The sequence below is a fragment of the Nonomuraea sp. NPDC049624 genome (assembly GCF_040675255.1).
GTDB lineage: Bacteria > Actinomycetota > Actinomycetes > Streptosporangiales > Streptosporangiaceae > Nonomuraea.
The window spans coordinates 254,155-268,013 of sequence record NZ_JBFAOR010000002.1; the positions used below are offsets into that span (position 1 = coordinate 254,155).

Here is a 13,859-nt window from a genome sequence, read left to right on the forward strand (position 1 = left end):
GATAGGGGGCATCAGGTCAACCCAGTGCCGTCGCTGCGGTGACGATGAGATCGACACACGCGGGGACGGGAATCGTCGTGCTGTCGAGCACAAGGTGATAGTGGCACGGATCACCCGGATCCGCCCGGTAGAAGTGGCGGACGTAGGCCGTCCTGGCCCGGTCGTTGTCCTCGACGACGGCCCGCGCCTCCCGCTCGCTCGTGCCGCTCAGCGTGGCCGTCTGGCGGACCCGGCGCTGCAGCGGCGCGTCGAGCCTGACGTGCAGGGCGCCGGGATGGTCGGCCAGCACCAGGGCGCCGGCACGGCCCAGGAAGACGCCTCCCCGGGCCAGGGCCGTCTCCTTCATCATGCGCTCGGTGCGCCGGACGAACTCCTCGGGCGGCAGCGGCATCGCGCCGGGGACGTACATGTCCACGCCGCCGAAGGTGACCGTGGGCAGCCGGATGGCGCCCGACAACAACCAGCCGAGGCCGTGTTCGGCGCGGTCGTCGTGGGCCAGCGCCTCCTCCAGCGTGCAGCCGAGCTCCTTGGCCACGGCGCTGGGGATGGCACGGTCGACGAAGGGCACGCCGAGCCGTTCGGCGACGGCCGGGCCGATGTGGCTGCCGGCCGTGCCGTAGGCCGCGGAGATCGTGACGACCCGCATACCCCCAGGTTAGAACAGGGCGCTCGCCAATGCTCTACGCGCTTTCGCCAAAGATGGGTCGTCCGACGGCAACGCGTCGAAAAGCCCGAGCAAGTGCTTCCTGGCCCGGTCGCGGTCGTCGCCCGACGTGCGCTTGACCACGGCCACCACGCGCTCGAACGCCTCGTCGACCGCGCCGGAGAGCATCTCCAGGTCGGCGGCCAGCAACTGCGCCTCGATGTCGGACGGGTCCTGGGCGCGCCGCTGCACGTCGGCCGGGTCGGCCGCGGAGGTGCGCTTGATCAGGCCGACGCCCGCCAGCCCCATCTTGGCGTCCTCGTCGCCGGGGACGCGGGCCAGCAGCCGCTGGTAGGCCGCCTCGGCCGCGTCGAGGTCGCCGGCGTCGATGGCCTGCTCGGCCGCCACCAGGTCGGGGTCGGCGGGCGGCCCCTCGGGCGCCTGCGGCCCCTCCTCGGCCGCCGGCGGCCGGGCGTCGGGGTTGGCCTGGTAGAACTGCTCGACCGCGCCCATCAGCTCGTCGAGCCAGCGGCGCACCTCCTGCTCGGGCAGCACCTGCTGGAAGCCGGTGACGGCCTGCCCCTGGAAGATGGCCAGCACGGTCGGCACGGCCTGCACCCGCAGCGCCTGCGCGATCTGGGGGCTGGCATCGACGTTGACCTTGGCCAGCACGGCCCGGCCGCCCAGGTCGCCGATCACCTTCTCCAGCACCGGGCTGAGCTGGGCGCTGCCGGGCGCCCTCGGCGACCACAGGTCGAGCACCACCGGCACGGTCATCGACCGGTCGATGACGTCCGTCGTGAACGTCTCCTCGGTCACGTCGACGACCGAGGCCGAGGTGGCCCCCTGGGGACCGGCGGCCTCCCGCCGGGCCTGGGCCTCCAGTGCCTGTTTGCGCGCGCCCAAGTCCACAGCTCCGTAGAGCGACCCGGGCCTAGAGAAGTCCGCCATGCTCCTCATCTTGCCGCATGGACGGGCCCGCGAAGTCACCCGCCGCCACCCTCAGCGTGCGGAGCTGGTCGAAGATCTGGCGGAGTTCGTCCTCGGCGTACATCGTGAGGCCGAACTCGGCGGCCATCAGGTCGTCGGTGGCCCGGCGCACGACGTCCCTGCCCTTGCCGGTGATCTCGGCCAGCACGCCGCGGCCGTCGCGGGGGTTGGGCAGGCGGCGAACGAACCCGGACTTCTCCAGCCTGTCCACCGTGTTCGTGACGCTGGTGGGGTGGACCATGAGTCGTTCGCCGATCTTCCACAGCGGCAGCGAGCCGGTGTGGCTGAAGGTCAGCAGGACCAGGGCCTCGTAGCGGGCGAAGGTGAGGTCGTGGGGCTTCAGCAGGGAGTCGAGCTGCGACAGCAGGATCTGCTGCGCTCTCATGATCGAGGTGACCGCGGCCATCGCGGAGGAAGGCCCGAAGCGGGCACGCCAGCTCTCCGCGGCGCGGTCGATGGGATCGAACGGCAGATTGAGCGGCTTCGGCTGGGACACAGCGCTACGGTAGCGTGCCTCTCGTCCCGGTTTCGTCGGGCTACCTGGAGCGACAGGCTTCACCGCTTGACCAAGAATCCGACCGTCAATCATCACGCTCCGTTATGGTTCTCTCACGTAAGGTGACGCGGAAGCCAAGTCCATCTGCCGTGGGGACGGGTCTGGGCTGGCATTCTTCCGCTTTGCCGAGGGCACGGGGGGTGCTTGGTGAACATCAACGGGATACAGGGTGCGTGAGCACGCGGGCGTTACACGCGAGGAGCTGAAGCACAGCGCGGCCGTGACAGTGGCGGTGCTGCTCGCTCTCGGCCTGGTCGCGGCGTGGAACGTCCTGATACCCGGCGTCGACGCGTGGGAGAACATCCTGGCCGCGGTCATCGGCTCGTTGCGGATGACCGGGCCGGTGGCGGCCGCGTTCGCCGCGTGGGTGGCGTTGCGCAAGCGGCGCGCCCTGCGCGGGCGGTCGCTCACGACGTGGCGGGCGCTCAAGGCGCCGCTGGCGATCGTGGTGGTGGTGCTGGGCTCGTTCGGCGCGACGGTGCTGGTGCTGGCGGTCAAGACCGTGCTCACCGACCAGGCGGGGCGGCTCAGCCTGTCCGGCCTGGGCATGGGCATGGCGGGCCTGGCGCTCTACGCGGTGATCGGGTGGGTGGCCGGCTGGGTCGTGCCCAAGGCGCTCACGCCGCCGATCACGGGGCTGGCCTGCTACGTCGCCTTCTCCTGGCTGGCCGACGACCGGGGGCTGGCCGACCGGCTGGTGCCGGGCACGGGCGAGCCGTACGACCTGTTCCAGGGGCTGGGCGGGGCGCCGTTCTTCGACCAGACGATCTGGCTGCTCGGCATCACCTGCGCGCTGCTGCTCGGCTGGGCGGCGCTGGTGACCAGGCAGGCCCTGGTGCTGGCGTGCGCGCTGCTGGCCGTGCTGGCGGCGGGCATGGGCGTGTCGCGGATGCTGGCCCATCCCAAGCCGGCCGCGGCCGAGGACATCGCCTACGCCTGCCAGGAGTGGCCGATCACAGTCTGCCTGCACCCCGGGATGCGGGCCGGGCAGACCGAGCTGGGCGCGGTGTTCACGCAGATCGCCTCGCGCCTGGCCGGCACGCCGGCCGCGTTCACGCGGGTGGAGCAGCGGCCGCTGGACGAGCCGCTGAAGCCCTCCAACGGCCTGGCGCCGATCCACGTGCCCGACCTGTCGGCGGGGTTCGCCGAGGAGGCGGCCTACGAGTACATCGACGCGCTGGCCGCCCGCTGCCCCGGCACGCCGGCCGACGGCTACCGGGAGATCGTGATGGCCTGGCTGCGCGGCGAGCCGCTGCCCGGCGGCCCGCTGCCCGAGCACCAGTACGCCGCGTCCTGGTTCTCCGGTCTCGACGAGCACCAGCGCAGGGAGTGGCTGCGCATGTTCTACAGCGACTTCCAGGCGTGCCGCCTGTCCAGCACGCACTTCGGCGGCGGTCCGGCCCCCACCGCCGTCATCACGCCCCCCACCGGCGCCACGCCCGAGAGCAGCCACGTCTACCCGGTCTATCCCGACCCCGGCACGGCGGGCACCACCAGCTGAGGACGAAGATGTCACCCCGCGGCTGGCACTGATGATCGCCGAGCGGGTAGTCATGCCCCATGACGACTTCCCAGACGACGCCGCCGGACCTGGCTCCCCGGCGGCGGCGCAGGTGGCGATATGCGGCCGGGTTCCTCGTCCTGGCGGTCCTGCTCGTGGTGGGCGGCCGGCTGGCCTGGACCTGGCTCAACCCGTTCGGAGAGCAGACCGTCGACCGCAGCCAGCCGGTGCTGCTGCAGTCCATCAAGGACCTCAGCCGGTTCGAGGCGGCCACGGGCACCTTCCAGGTCGTCGTCGACCTGGAGAAGGACGCCAAATTCCTGCCCGACGCGGTCAAGGGCACCCGCACGCTGTTCGTGGGCGCGGGCGGCGTCGACGCCTACGTCGACTTCTCGGCCATGGGGGCGGGCGCGGTGACCGTGAACAAGGAGCGCACCGAGGCCACCGTCCGCCTGCCGCGCGCCCAGCTGGAGAAACCCAACCTGGACAACAGCCGCTCGTACGTGTTCGCCCAGCAGCGCGGCCTGCTCGACCGCGTCCAGGACTTCCTGTCGGGCTCCCCGGGCGACCAGCGTGAGCTCTACCTGCTGGCGGAGAAGAAGATCACCGAGGCGGCGGTGGCCAGCGACCTGCGGGCGCGGGCCGACGCCAACACCAGGTCGATGCTCACCGGCATGCTCAAGTCGCTCGGGTTCGCCAAGGTGACCGTGAAGTTCACCGACGAGCCCTGACGGGCGTCCTTACCCTGCCTGCGGGCCGCCCCACCCGAGGTGGAGCGGCCCGTCCGCGTTCCCGCCTAGGTATGCCGGGACGTCCTTAGTCCATGGGCACGGCTGCCTAAGTACCTCCCTACCTGCCCGAACCCCGGCAGATAGGACATCCGCCCGATGTGGCGGGAGGGGCCTTAGGAGGAGTCTTAAGAGTGCAGGGAACAAGGAACACGAACAGCAGGAGCATCGGATGAACGCCGAACTCGAGTACTCCGTCATGCAGCACCACGCCGCCGAACTCCGTCGGGCCGCCGCCGAGCAGCGGCGCGTACGGGAGGCGCTGAAGGGACAGCGTTCCGAGCGTCGCCACCGCTCGGTCTTCGCCAAGTTCCTGGCTTCATGACCGTCCACAAGCAGCCCGGCCGCAGCCTCCCTCGCGGCCGGGCTGAGATGCCCCCTTAGGGGGGCGCGCCGGTGCCGGATTCCTGGCCGGCCCGCGCGCAGCGTCACCGACACCCCGGTCCCGTTCCTGGTCGGACCGGGGTTTCGCGCGTTCACGCCGTACGTCGCGGGGGCTCGTACGGCGTGAACAGGACACTGACGGAGGATGTCAGTGATCGGCGCATACCGTCCGGGCATGGACAACAGCTTCGACTTCTTCGTCGGCACCTGGACCTCACGGCAGCGGCGGCTGCGCAAGGCGCTGGCCGGCAGCGACGAATGGTACGAGTTCACCGGCCGCACCAGGTGCTGGAGCGTCCTGGACGGCGCGGGCAACATCGACGAGGTCACCTTCCCCGGCGAGGGCTCCGCCGGGGTGACCTTGCGCCTGTACGACAAGGCGGCCGGCACGTGGTCGCTCTACTGGGCCGGCAGCGCCACCGGCATGTCCCTGCCGCCCGTCGTGGGCCGCTTCGACGACACCGGAGTCGGCCTGTTCACCTGCGACGACGTGTACGACGGCAGGCCGATCAAGGTCGCCTACGTCTGGTCGGACATCACCGCCGAGTCGTGCCGCTGGGAGCAGCGCTTCTCCCCCGACGGCGGGACGACCTGGGAGACGAACTGGACAGCCGACTTCACCCGCGCCTCCTGAATCCTTTTCGGGGGTCGGCGCCTCTCATGTCCGTACAACGGAACGAGACAATGGGAGCCCATCATGGTGATCGCCATCGCGGCCGGCGCTGCGGCCGTACTGATCTGCACGTGCGTCGTCGTACTGCGGCGAAGGAGCAAGGAACGTGGCTGACCCGCAGCGCCTCGGCACGGCCGCCGCGCCCGGCGCCCCGGCGCCGGCCGGCGGCGGGCGCGCCTGGTCGGACGAGCAGCTGATCGACGCGGCCCGGGCCGGCGACGCCGACTCGATCGCCGCGCTGGTGTCGGGCGCCCACCCGCACGTGCGGCGCTTCGCCCACACGCTGTGCGCCACGCCGGAGGACGCCGAGGACGCCGCCCAGGAGGCGCTGATCGTCCTGTACCGCAAGATCGGCACCCTGCGCGCGTCCGGAGCGCTGGCCTCGTGGATGTTCCGGATCATCCGCAACGAATGCATCAGGCGGGCCCGCCTGATGCTGCGTCCCGGGCCGCCCGCGCCCTCCTCGGCCGCCGTGCGGTCGGCCGAGGAGGAGATGTTCGAACGGCTGGAGGCCGCGCGGGTGGCCGAGGCCATCGCGGCACTCCCCGCCGACCAGCGGCGGGTGCTCATCATGCGGGACGTGCAGGGGCTGAGCGGCCGCATGGTCGCCGACGCCCTCGGGCTGAGCGTCCCGGCGATGAAGTCCCGCCTGCATCGCGCCCGTGCGACCGTGCACGGCCTGCTGTCCCAAGGAGCCGTCCATGACTGAGCCCACCGCGGGGACGTCACTGCCCCGTCACCTGGCCCGCGGCGCGCTGGGCTTCGGCGCGCTGATCGCCTCGGTCGCGCTGATCCCGTGGACCGGGCCGGTCAGCCTGGTGCTCGCCGTCCCCGGCGCGATCGCCCTGCGCGGCTGCCCGGCGTGCTGGGTGATGGCGCTGGTGCAGCTCGTCTCCATGGGACGCATGCAGCGCCAGTGCACCGACGGCGTGTGCGAGCTGGTCCCGGCGGGCGGGCGGCACACGGGCAAGGGCGCGGCCCATTGACCGCGCCCTGACCGGCGACCGGCCGCAGGGGCGGCGGACAGGCCCACCCGACGACAACGACCGGGTGGGCCAGGACGGGTCAGGGCACGCGGATGATGAGCGCGTCGCCCTGCCCGCCGCCGCCGCACAGGCCGGCCGCCCCGAGGCCGCCGCCCCGCCGCTTCAGCTCGTACGCCAGCGTCAGCACGATCCGCGCCCCCGAGGCCCCGATCGGGTGCCCCAGGGCGATGCCGCCGCCGTTGACGTTCACCTTGTCCAGCGGCACGCCGAGCTCCTTGGCCGACTGCAGGACCACGCTCGCGAACGCCTCGTTGATCTCGATCAGGTCGAGGTCGTCCGCGGTCAGGCCCTGCTTGGACAGGGCGTGCTTGATGGCGTTGGCCGGCTGCGACTGCAGGGACGCGTCGGGCCCGGCCACGTTGCCGTGCCGGCCGATCTCCGCCAGCCACGGCAGCCCGAGCTCCTCCGCCTTGGCCTTCGACATGACCACCACGGCGCACGCGCCGTCGGAGATCTGCGAGGCCGACCCGGCGGTGATGGTGCCGTCGGCGGCGAAGGCCGGGCGCAGCTTGGCCAGCGTCTCGGCGGTGGTGTCGCCGCGGATGCCCTCGTCCTCGCGGACGACCACCGGCTCGCCGCGGCGCTGCGGGATCTCGACCGGGACGATCTCCTCCTCGAAGACGCCGTTCTTGGTGGCGGCGGCGGCGAGCTGGTGGGAGCGGGCCGACAGGGCGTCCTGCTCGTCGCGGGCGATGCCGAGCCGGGCGTTGTGCCGCTCGGTCGACTCGCCCATCGCGCACTGGTCGAAGGCGCAGAACAGGCCGTCGTGGGCCATGGAGTCGACGACGTCGGAGCCGCCGTACTTGACGCCCTTGCGCAGCCCCGGCAGCAGGTGGGGGGCGTTGGTCATGGACTCCATGCCGCCCGCGACCACCATGTCGAACTCGCCGGCGCGGATGAGCTGGTCGGCCAGGGCGATGGCGTCGAGGCCCGACAGGCAGACCTTGTTGACGGTCAGCGAGGGCACGGTCATCGGGATGCCGGCCTTGACGGCGGCCTGGCGGGAGGGGATCTGGCCGGCGCCCGCCTGGAGCACCTGGCCCATGATCACGTACTCGACGGCCTCCGGAGCCACCCCGGCACGTTCCAGGGCGGCCTTGATGGCGATGCCGCCCAGCTCCACGCCGGACAGCCCGGACAGGGCGCCGAGCAACTTGCCGATGGGGGTACGAGCTCCGGCGACGATGACGGAACTGGACATTGGCGGCGGCCTCCTGTGCTCACGAGGGGTTCTTTGACACCATACCCACGAGTAGGAGCTCGCCCGCTATGGAGGTAGGCCACACAATGTTCATGCGCATCGACCACATCGGGATCGCCTGCCACGACCTAAAGGAGAAGATCGCGTTCTTCTCGGAGACGTTCGAGCTGACCGTCGTGGCCCGCGAGGTCAACGAGGCGCAGGGCGTCAAGGAGGCGATGCTGCACATCGCCGACGGCGAAGGCGGGGGCTCCTACATCCAGCTGCTGGAACCGCTCTCCGACGACTCGCCGGTGGGGAAATTCCTCGCCAAACGGGGCGAAGGTGTCCACCATGTGGCATTTGGGGTTTCCGACGTCGCCGAGGCCATGACTAAGATCAACGAGAAGGGCGTGAGGGTGCTGGACGAACGTCCGCGGCACGGTTCGATGGGGTCGCAGATCGCGTTCCTGCACCCCAAAGATGTGGGAGGAATGCTCACCGAGTTGGTCCAAGCGGCCTCGCGCTAGCAAACGGAAATTTCGTACATAAGTAACTAGTCACGCAGAAAGCTGGACGGGGCCCGAAGGTGGCACCAGCGGAGTACGCTGGCTTCCCACCGGACAGGGAGCCTGCCGCGAGGCACAGGCTCCTGGCTCGGCTGCCCCGAACCCCCCGTCCGGCCCGTGTAGCCGTCTCGACAACCCAGGATCGAGCCTCCATGCAGTCCGACATCGACGCCCAGCTCAACAACTTCTTCGAGGACGCCCCGGCACGCGAGTTCGACGTCGTGCTCAGGGGCTACGACCGGCACCAGGTGCACGACCACCTCAAGCAGCTCGACCTGGAGCTACGCCAGTCCAGGGAGCAGGTCGCCAACCTGCAGCGCGATCTGTCCGACTCCCAGCGCCAGCTGCAGGAGCAGGAGCGTCCGACGTACTCCGGTCTCGGCGCCCGCATCGAGCAGTTGCTGCGCCTGGCCGAGGAGCAGGCCACCGAGCTCGTGCAGGCCGCCCGGACCGAGGCCAACGAGATCAAGGCCGCCGCCAAGGTCGAGGCCGCCGACCTGCGGGCCGCCGCCGAGGCCGAGGCCGCCGAGAAGCGGGCCCAGGCCACGCGGGAGAGCGACGACATGCGCTCCACCGCCGAGCGGGACGCCGAGGAGATCCGCTCCACCGCCCGCCGCGAGGCCGACGAGCTGACCAACACCACCGAGCGTGAGGCCGCCAAGCTGCGCGCCACCGCCGACCACGAGGTGGCCGAGAAGCGGGCCGACGCCGAGCGCGAGATCGCCAAGCTGCGCACCACCACCGAGCGCGAGGTGGCGCAGCTGCGCGCCTCGACCAAGCGCGAGCGCGACGAGGTGCTGACCACCGCCAAGCGGCAGGCCGACGAGATGCGCGCGCAGGCTCAGCGGGTGCTGGAGGAGTCGGAGGCCAAGCGGGCCCAGGACGAGGCCGAGTTCGAGATCCAGCTCGCCTCCCGCCGGGAGGAGGCCGAGCGCCAGGAGGCCGAGCGCCACGCCACCGCCCAGGCCAACACGCAGAAGATGGTCGCCGAGGCCGAGCAGCGGGCCGCCACGGCCGAGTCGCGCGCCACGAAGGCCACCCAGCAGGCCGAGCAGACGCGCCGCGAGGCCGACCTGCACGCCAAGCAGCTCGTCGCCAACGCCCGCAAGAGCGCCGAGACGATCATGTCGGAGGCCAAGAGCAGCGCCGAGACGATCGTCACCGAGGCGAAGAACGACGCCGAGCGCACCCGCACCACGATGCAGCGCCAGGTCGACGAGCTGACCAGGCAGCGCGACAGCATCACCAGCCACCTGGCCCAGCTGCGCCAGCTGCTCGGCGGCGCCGCCCTGCCGGGCCTGGAGCCGGAGCCCGCGGTCGCCGCGGCCCCGGCCAAGCCGGCCATCGCCGCGCCGGCCGCCGAGCCGGTCGCGCCGCCCACGACGCCCGCTCCCAAGGTCGAGGCCAAGAGCGAGGACGACGCGGAGTGGTGGCAGGAGTGACGGCGGGCTAGCACGGGAGACCGCACACGGGGGCAGCGAACGGTTGGGAAGAGAGCCTGGTGACCTTGGGTCGCTAGGCTCTCTTTCTGTTTCACCGACACCTCCCGTCCCCCTAGGAGCCCCCCGTGTCCGCAGAAACCGAGCCCAGGACCGCCGAGGAGGCCGAGGCGCCCCAGGAGTCCGGGCCCACCGAGGAGCCGGGGCCCGCCGAGGAGCCGGCGCCGTACGGGCTGCCCGGCAAGCCGTTCGCCCGCGGGCCGTTCCTGTTCGGGCTGGTGGGCGGGCTGGGCGTGCTGACCGCCATCGCGCTCGCGCAGATGATCGAGAAGTCGCTCAGCACGATCATCCTCATCGTCGTGGCGATGTTCCTGGCCGTGGGCCTCAACCCGGCGGTCGAGGCGTTGCAGCGGCGCGGCCTGGGCAGGCGGCCGGCGATCTCGATCGTGTTCACCGGGGTGGTCGTGGCGTTCGCGCTGTTCGGCCTGGCCGTGGTGCCGCCGGTCAGCCAGCAGTTGTCGGAGTTCATCGCGGCCGTGCCCGGCTACATCACCGACCTGAGCAACCATCCGACGGTCCGCCAGATCGAGGCCGAGTACCACGTGCTGGCGCAGGTGCGCCAGTTCGTGACCAGCACGCTCGGGCCCGCGCTGGCCAGCGGCATCATGGGCGCGGGGCTGGTGGTGCTCAACGGCGTGTTCACCACGGTGACGCTGCTGGTGCTCATGCTGTACTTCCTCGGCTCGCTGCACACGATCAAGGAGTACCTGCTCAAGCTCGTCCCGGCCTCGCGCCGGCCGCGTACGTCGGCCATCACCGAGCAGATCCTCACCGGCATCGGCGGGTACGTGGCGGGCAACGTGCTCATCTCGGTCATCGCGGGCGCGCTGACCTGGATCTTCCTGTCGATCGCCGGGGTGCAGTACGCGCTCGCGCTCGCCCTCGTCGTGGCCCTGACCGACCTGATCCCGCTGGTGGGCGCCACGATCGGGGCGGTGCTGGTCACCGGGGTCGCGCTGCTGCAGTCGCTGCCCGCCGGCATCGCCTGCGCCATCTTCTTCGTGGTCTACCAGCAGATCGAGAACTACTTCATCTATCCCAGGGTGATGAAGCGCTCGGTGGACGTGACGCCCGCGGTGACGGTGATCGCGGCGCTGTTCGGCGGCGCCCTGCTCGGCATCGTCGGAGCGTTGCTGGCGATCCCGGTGGCCGCCGCCATCGCGCTGATCATCCGGGAGATCGTGCTGCCCCGCCAAGCTCGGTCCTGAGGAACTCGGTCACCGTCGCGTTGAACGCCTCCGGCTGCTCGACCGCGCTCAGGTGACCCGCCTTGGGGATGACCTCCAGCCTGCCCTCGGGCGCGGCCCGCGCCATGGCCTCGGCGTCGGCGGGCGGTGACAGCTCGTCCTCCTCCCCCACGACGATCAGCAGGGGCACCTTCAGCTCGCCCAGCGTGCCGAAGGAGTCGGGGCGCGCGGCCATGGCCCGTTGCGCCCAGGCCACGGCACCCGGCGGGGCCGACTGCACCAGGCCCTTGACCCGGCCGAAGACCATGGCCCGGCGTTCCTTGGTCGTGGGCCCGATGAGCGCCGGCAGCACCTCGCTGACCAGCACCTCGCTCCCCTCGTCCAGCACGGCGCGGGCGATGCGTTCCCGGTTCTCCCTGGCGGCGGGCGGGTCGGGGCTGGCCTTGGTGTCGGCCAGGACCACGCCCAGCACCCGGTCGGGATGCCGGCGGCAGAACGCCATGGTCACGTAGCCGCCCATCGACAACCCGCCGACCACCGCCCGGTCGATGCCCTCGTCGTCGAGCAGCCTGGCGACGTCGTCGGCCATCAGGTCGAGGGAGGGCTCGTCGTCGCCCAGCCGGGAGCCGCCGAACCCGCGCAGGTCGGGGGTGATGACCCGGCAGACCGTCGACAGCCCTTCGCGCTGGGCCAGCCACATCGCCGACGACAGCGGGAACGCGTGGAGCAACACCACCGGGAGTCCGCTCCCGGCCGATCTCGTGTAGAGCTGCACGGACCACACGGTAGCCCGGTTCACGGAGACATTCACTTATTGACCTATGCCGGTATACCGCGATAAGCCCGACCGCTTCCGGATTTGCCGAGCGGTGGTCGCGCACCGAGCACCAGGGCTCAGCCGATCGCGGTGGCCCCGCCGTCGACGAACAGCACCTGTCCCGTCATGTACGCCGACGCCTCCCCCGCCAGGAACACGGCCGGCTGGGCCATCTCCTCCGGCGTGCCCCAGCGCCGCATGGGCACGCCCGCGACCGTGGCCGCGGCGGCCGCCTCGTCCTGCCACAGGTTGCGGTTGAGGTCGGTGGCCGTCCAGCCGGGGCACAGGGCGTTGACCCGGACGCCCGCCGGCGCCCACTCGGCCGCGAGCGTCTTGGTCAGGGCCACCAGCCCGGCCTTGGCGGCGGCGTACGGGGCGAGCAGCGGAGCGCCGCGGGCCGCCACCGAGGCCACGTTGATCACCGAGCCGGAGCCGCGGCCCAGCAGGTGGGGCGCGACGGCGTGGCAGACCGCCATGGCGGAGTCGAGGTTGAGCCGCATCAGCTTGTCCCAGCCGGACAGGCGCAGGTCCTTGAACTCGACCAGGAAGTTCGAGCCGCCGGCGTTGTTGACGACCACGTCGAGGCGCCCGAGCCCGTCGATCGAGGCGGCGACGGCCGCGGCGGCCGCCTCGCGGTCGGTGAGGTCGGCCGGGATCACGACGGCCCGCCTGCCGAGCGCCTGCACCTCCTTGGCCACCTCGGCGAGGGGCTCGGCCGACCTGCTGACCAGGGCGACGTCGGCGCCCGCCGCGGCGTAGGCGAGCGCGATGGCCCGCCCGATGCCCTTCGACGCCCCGGTGACCAGAGCCGTCCTGCCGGACAGGTCGAACGCGCCCACACTGCCTCCTCGCTCGGAACCGAACAAGATTCTACAAATCTTGCCCGGCCCGCGCTATGCCCATACCACCCCGAATCACGACAGGACGGGCGCCGCGGGCGCGGCCGGAGCCTGCGGCGCGGCCGGCAGCCTCGCCCCTCGCGGCAGCAGCGACTCGCACGCCCTGACCGCCGCCCCGTACGTCGCCGACAGGGCGTCCACCCGCTCGCCGCCGATGCTGAGGTTGATCAGGCCGTCCGCGGAGACGGTGACCCCGGGGAAGCCCGGCAGCCCGTGGGCGCGCACGCAGGCGGTGAACGCCTTCCCGCCGTCGCCCGGCCCGCTCTCCCCGTACGACGCCGCCGCCCCGCCCGCCACGGCGGCGAAGACCAGGGCGGCCAGGGCCACCCGCCTGATGGTCGAACCTTTCATGATGACTCCTCCGTCTCGTCCGACGCTCCCAGCGAACCCCGCCCCCGGTTACCGCCCGGGAACGACGGCGGTTACCCCGCTGTAACCCCGCTCTGGGCATGCTGGGCGGACCATGAGGGTGCTGATCGTCGAAGACCACGAGGAGCTCGCCCACACCGTGGCCGCCGGCCTGCGCCGCGAGGGCATGGCCGTCGACGTGGCGCTGGACGGGCCCGCCGGGCTGGAACGCACGTCCGTCAACGACTACGACGTGGTCGTGCTCGACCGCGACCTGCCCGGCCTGCACGGCGACGACGTGTGCCGCAGCCTGGCCGCCGGCGGCCATCCGGCGCGCGTCCTGATGCTCACCGCCGCCGGGACCATCGACGACCGGGTGAGCGGGCTGGGCATCGGGGCCGACGACTACCTGCCCAAGCCGTTCGCGTTCGCCGAGCTGGTGGCCAGGATCCGGGCGCTGGCCAGGCGGGCGCGTCCGGCGCTGCCCGCGGTGCTGGTCCACGGCGGGTTGCGGCTCGACCCGGCCACCCGGGTGGCCACCCGCGACGGACGCCGGCTGGCGCTCAGCCCGAAGGAGTTCGCGGTGCTGGAGCTGCTGCTGTCGGCGGGCGGCGCGGTGGTCTCGGCCGAGCAGCTGCTCGAACGCGGGTGGGACGAGTTCGCCGACCCGTTCACCCAGACGGTGAAGGTCACGGTCAGCCGGTTGCGCCGCAAGCTCGGCGACCCGCCGCTGATCGAGACCGTGCCGCAGGCCGGGTACCGGATGGCCGGCCCCGCGC

The 13,859-nt window shown here is 71.9% G+C and carries 16 protein-coding genes and 1 pseudogene; 10 read left to right on the forward strand and 7 right to left on the reverse strand.

The features are described 5' to 3' along the window. Positions 1-16: 16 nt before the first annotated feature. From AB0J76_RS07450 to AB0J76_RS07460, 3 genes are read right to left on the reverse strand one after another with little or no spacing between them, the layout of a single operon-like run. Complete coding sequence (locus tag AB0J76_RS07450; protein WP_352326155.1) at positions 17-646, reverse strand: cytidylate kinase-like family protein; 630 nt, start codon at positions 644-646, stop codon at positions 17-19. A gap of 9 nt (positions 647-655) precedes the next feature. After that, positions 656-1,594 (reverse strand): tetratricopeptide repeat protein, encoded by a 939-nt coding sequence (locus AB0J76_RS07455; RefSeq protein ID WP_364389087.1) that lies wholly within the window; start codon positions 1,592-1,594, stop codon positions 656-658. Beyond that, complete coding sequence (locus AB0J76_RS07460) at positions 1,578-2,129, reverse strand: MarR family transcriptional regulator (protein WP_352324306.1); 552 nt, start codon at positions 2,127-2,129, stop codon at positions 1,578-1,580. Before AB0J76_RS07460 ends, AB0J76_RS07455 begins: the two co-directional genes overlap by 17 nt. A 229-nt stretch (positions 2,130-2,358) precedes the next feature. On the opposite strand from AB0J76_RS07460, the gene AB0J76_RS07465 reads away from it, so the two are divergent. From AB0J76_RS07465 to AB0J76_RS07490, 6 genes are all read left to right on the forward strand, one after another. Beyond that, positions 2,359-3,690: a hypothetical protein gene (locus AB0J76_RS07465; RefSeq protein WP_352324305.1), complete on the forward strand. Its 1,332-nt coding sequence runs from the start codon at positions 2,359-2,361 to the stop codon at positions 3,688-3,690. Between the two features lie 59 nt (positions 3,691-3,749). After that, positions 3,750-4,421, forward strand: coding sequence for a DUF4230 domain-containing protein (locus AB0J76_RS07470; protein WP_352324304.1), 672 nt, complete (start codon positions 3,750-3,752; stop codon positions 4,419-4,421). Between the two features lie 229 nt (positions 4,422-4,650). Then, entirely contained in the window at positions 4,651-4,803 is a 153-nt protein-coding gene (locus AB0J76_RS07475) for a hypothetical protein (RefSeq protein ID WP_352324303.1), read from the forward strand. 234 nt (positions 4,804-5,037) lie between these two features. Beyond that, complete coding sequence (locus AB0J76_RS07480; RefSeq protein ID WP_352324302.1) at positions 5,038-5,496, forward strand: hypothetical protein; 459 nt, start codon at positions 5,038-5,040, stop codon at positions 5,494-5,496. A 145-nt stretch (positions 5,497-5,641) separates the two neighbouring features. Then, positions 5,642-6,244: a sigma-70 family RNA polymerase sigma factor gene (locus tag AB0J76_RS07485; RefSeq protein WP_352324300.1), complete on the forward strand. Its 603-nt coding sequence runs from the start codon at positions 5,642-5,644 to the stop codon at positions 6,242-6,244. Continuing rightward, the gene (locus tag AB0J76_RS07490; protein WP_352324299.1) at positions 6,237-6,521 is read left to right on the forward strand and encodes a hypothetical protein; all 285 of its coding nucleotides are present in this window, start codon (positions 6,237-6,239) and stop codon (positions 6,519-6,521) included. The genes AB0J76_RS07485 and AB0J76_RS07490 overlap by 8 nt, the downstream gene beginning before the upstream one ends. A gap of 79 nt (positions 6,522-6,600) precedes the next feature. On the opposite strand, the gene AB0J76_RS07495 is transcribed toward AB0J76_RS07490, so the two are convergent. Beyond that, positions 6,601-7,782: an acetyl-CoA C-acetyltransferase gene (locus AB0J76_RS07495; RefSeq protein ID WP_352324298.1), complete on the reverse strand. Its 1,182-nt coding sequence runs from the start codon at positions 7,780-7,782 to the stop codon at positions 6,601-6,603. Positions 7,783-7,868: 86 nt separating this feature from the next. Here AB0J76_RS07495 and mce point away from each other — a divergent pair, with 86 nt between their 5' ends. The 3 genes from mce (at position 7,869) to AB0J76_RS07510 (ending at position 11,037) form a co-directional block, all read left to right on the forward strand. Then, positions 7,869-8,291 carry a methylmalonyl-CoA epimerase gene (gene mce / locus AB0J76_RS07500; protein ID WP_352324297.1) on the forward strand — a complete coding sequence of 141 codons (423 nt, stop codon included), beginning with the start codon at positions 7,869-7,871 and terminating at the stop codon, positions 8,289-8,291. Between the two features lie 191 nt (positions 8,292-8,482). Beyond that, the gene (locus tag AB0J76_RS07505) at positions 8,483-9,772 is read left to right on the forward strand and encodes a DivIVA domain-containing protein (RefSeq protein ID WP_352324296.1); all 1,290 of its coding nucleotides are present in this window, start codon (positions 8,483-8,485) and stop codon (positions 9,770-9,772) included. A gap of 125 nt (positions 9,773-9,897) precedes the next feature. Further along, complete coding sequence (locus AB0J76_RS07510) at positions 9,898-11,037, forward strand: AI-2E family transporter (protein WP_352324295.1); 1,140 nt, start codon at positions 9,898-9,900, stop codon at positions 11,035-11,037. Here the strand turns inward: AB0J76_RS07510 and AB0J76_RS07515 are convergent. The 3 genes from AB0J76_RS07515 to AB0J76_RS07525 all read right to left on the reverse strand — a co-directional run bounded on the left by AB0J76_RS07515 (position 10,997) and on the right by AB0J76_RS07525 (position 13,083). Beyond that, positions 10,997-11,791: an alpha/beta fold hydrolase gene (locus AB0J76_RS07515; protein ID WP_352324294.1), complete on the reverse strand. Its 795-nt coding sequence runs from the start codon at positions 11,789-11,791 to the stop codon at positions 10,997-10,999. The two genes, AB0J76_RS07510 and AB0J76_RS07515, sit on opposite strands and share 41 nt — an antisense overlap. A 119-nt stretch (positions 11,792-11,910) precedes the next feature. Continuing rightward, a complete protein-coding gene (locus tag AB0J76_RS07520) occupies positions 11,911-12,672 on the reverse strand; it encodes an SDR family NAD(P)-dependent oxidoreductase (RefSeq protein WP_352324293.1) in 762 nt (253 codons plus the stop codon). A 75-nt stretch (positions 12,673-12,747) separates the two neighbouring features. Continuing rightward, positions 12,748-13,083 (reverse strand): hypothetical protein, encoded by a 336-nt coding sequence (locus AB0J76_RS07525; protein WP_364389092.1) that lies wholly within the window; start codon positions 13,081-13,083, stop codon positions 12,748-12,750. A gap of 112 nt (positions 13,084-13,195) precedes the next feature. Here AB0J76_RS07525 and AB0J76_RS07530 point away from each other — a divergent pair. Then, positions 13,196-13,846, forward strand: a pseudogene (locus tag AB0J76_RS07530) (response regulator transcription factor); the annotation flags it as partial. Positions 13,847-13,859: the final 13 nt, after the last annotated feature.

Excerpts from the sequence above, each read along its gene's own strand:
- mce (WP_352324297.1), top strand. The coding sequence starts at position 7,869 with ATGTTCATGCGCATCGACCACATCGGGATCGCCTGCCACGACCTAAAG.
- AB0J76_RS07450 (WP_352326155.1), bottom strand. The coding sequence starts at position 646 with ATGCGGGTCGTCACGATCTCCGCGGCCTACGGCACGGCCGGCAGCCAC.
- AB0J76_RS07490 (WP_352324299.1), top strand. The coding sequence starts at position 6,237 with ATGACTGAGCCCACCGCGGGGACGTCACTGCCCCGTCACCTGGCCCGC.
- AB0J76_RS07480 (WP_352324302.1), top strand. The coding sequence starts at position 5,038 with ATGGACAACAGCTTCGACTTCTTCGTCGGCACCTGGACCTCACGGCAG.
- AB0J76_RS07470 (WP_352324304.1), top strand. The coding sequence starts at position 3,750 with ATGACGACTTCCCAGACGACGCCGCCGGACCTGGCTCCCCGGCGGCGG.
- AB0J76_RS07495 (WP_352324298.1), bottom strand. The coding sequence starts at position 7,782 with ATGTCCAGTTCCGTCATCGTCGCCGGAGCTCGTACCCCCATCGGCAAG.
- AB0J76_RS07455 (WP_364389087.1), bottom strand. The coding sequence starts at position 1,594 with ATGGCGGACTTCTCTAGGCCCGGGTCGCTCTACGGAGCTGTGGACTTG.
- AB0J76_RS07505 (WP_352324296.1), top strand. The coding sequence starts at position 8,483 with ATGCAGTCCGACATCGACGCCCAGCTCAACAACTTCTTCGAGGACGCC.
- AB0J76_RS07475 (WP_352324303.1), top strand. The coding sequence starts at position 4,651 with ATGAACGCCGAACTCGAGTACTCCGTCATGCAGCACCACGCCGCCGAA.
- AB0J76_RS07525 (WP_364389092.1), bottom strand. The coding sequence starts at position 13,083 with ATGAAAGGTTCGACCATCAGGCGGGTGGCCCTGGCCGCCCTGGTCTTC.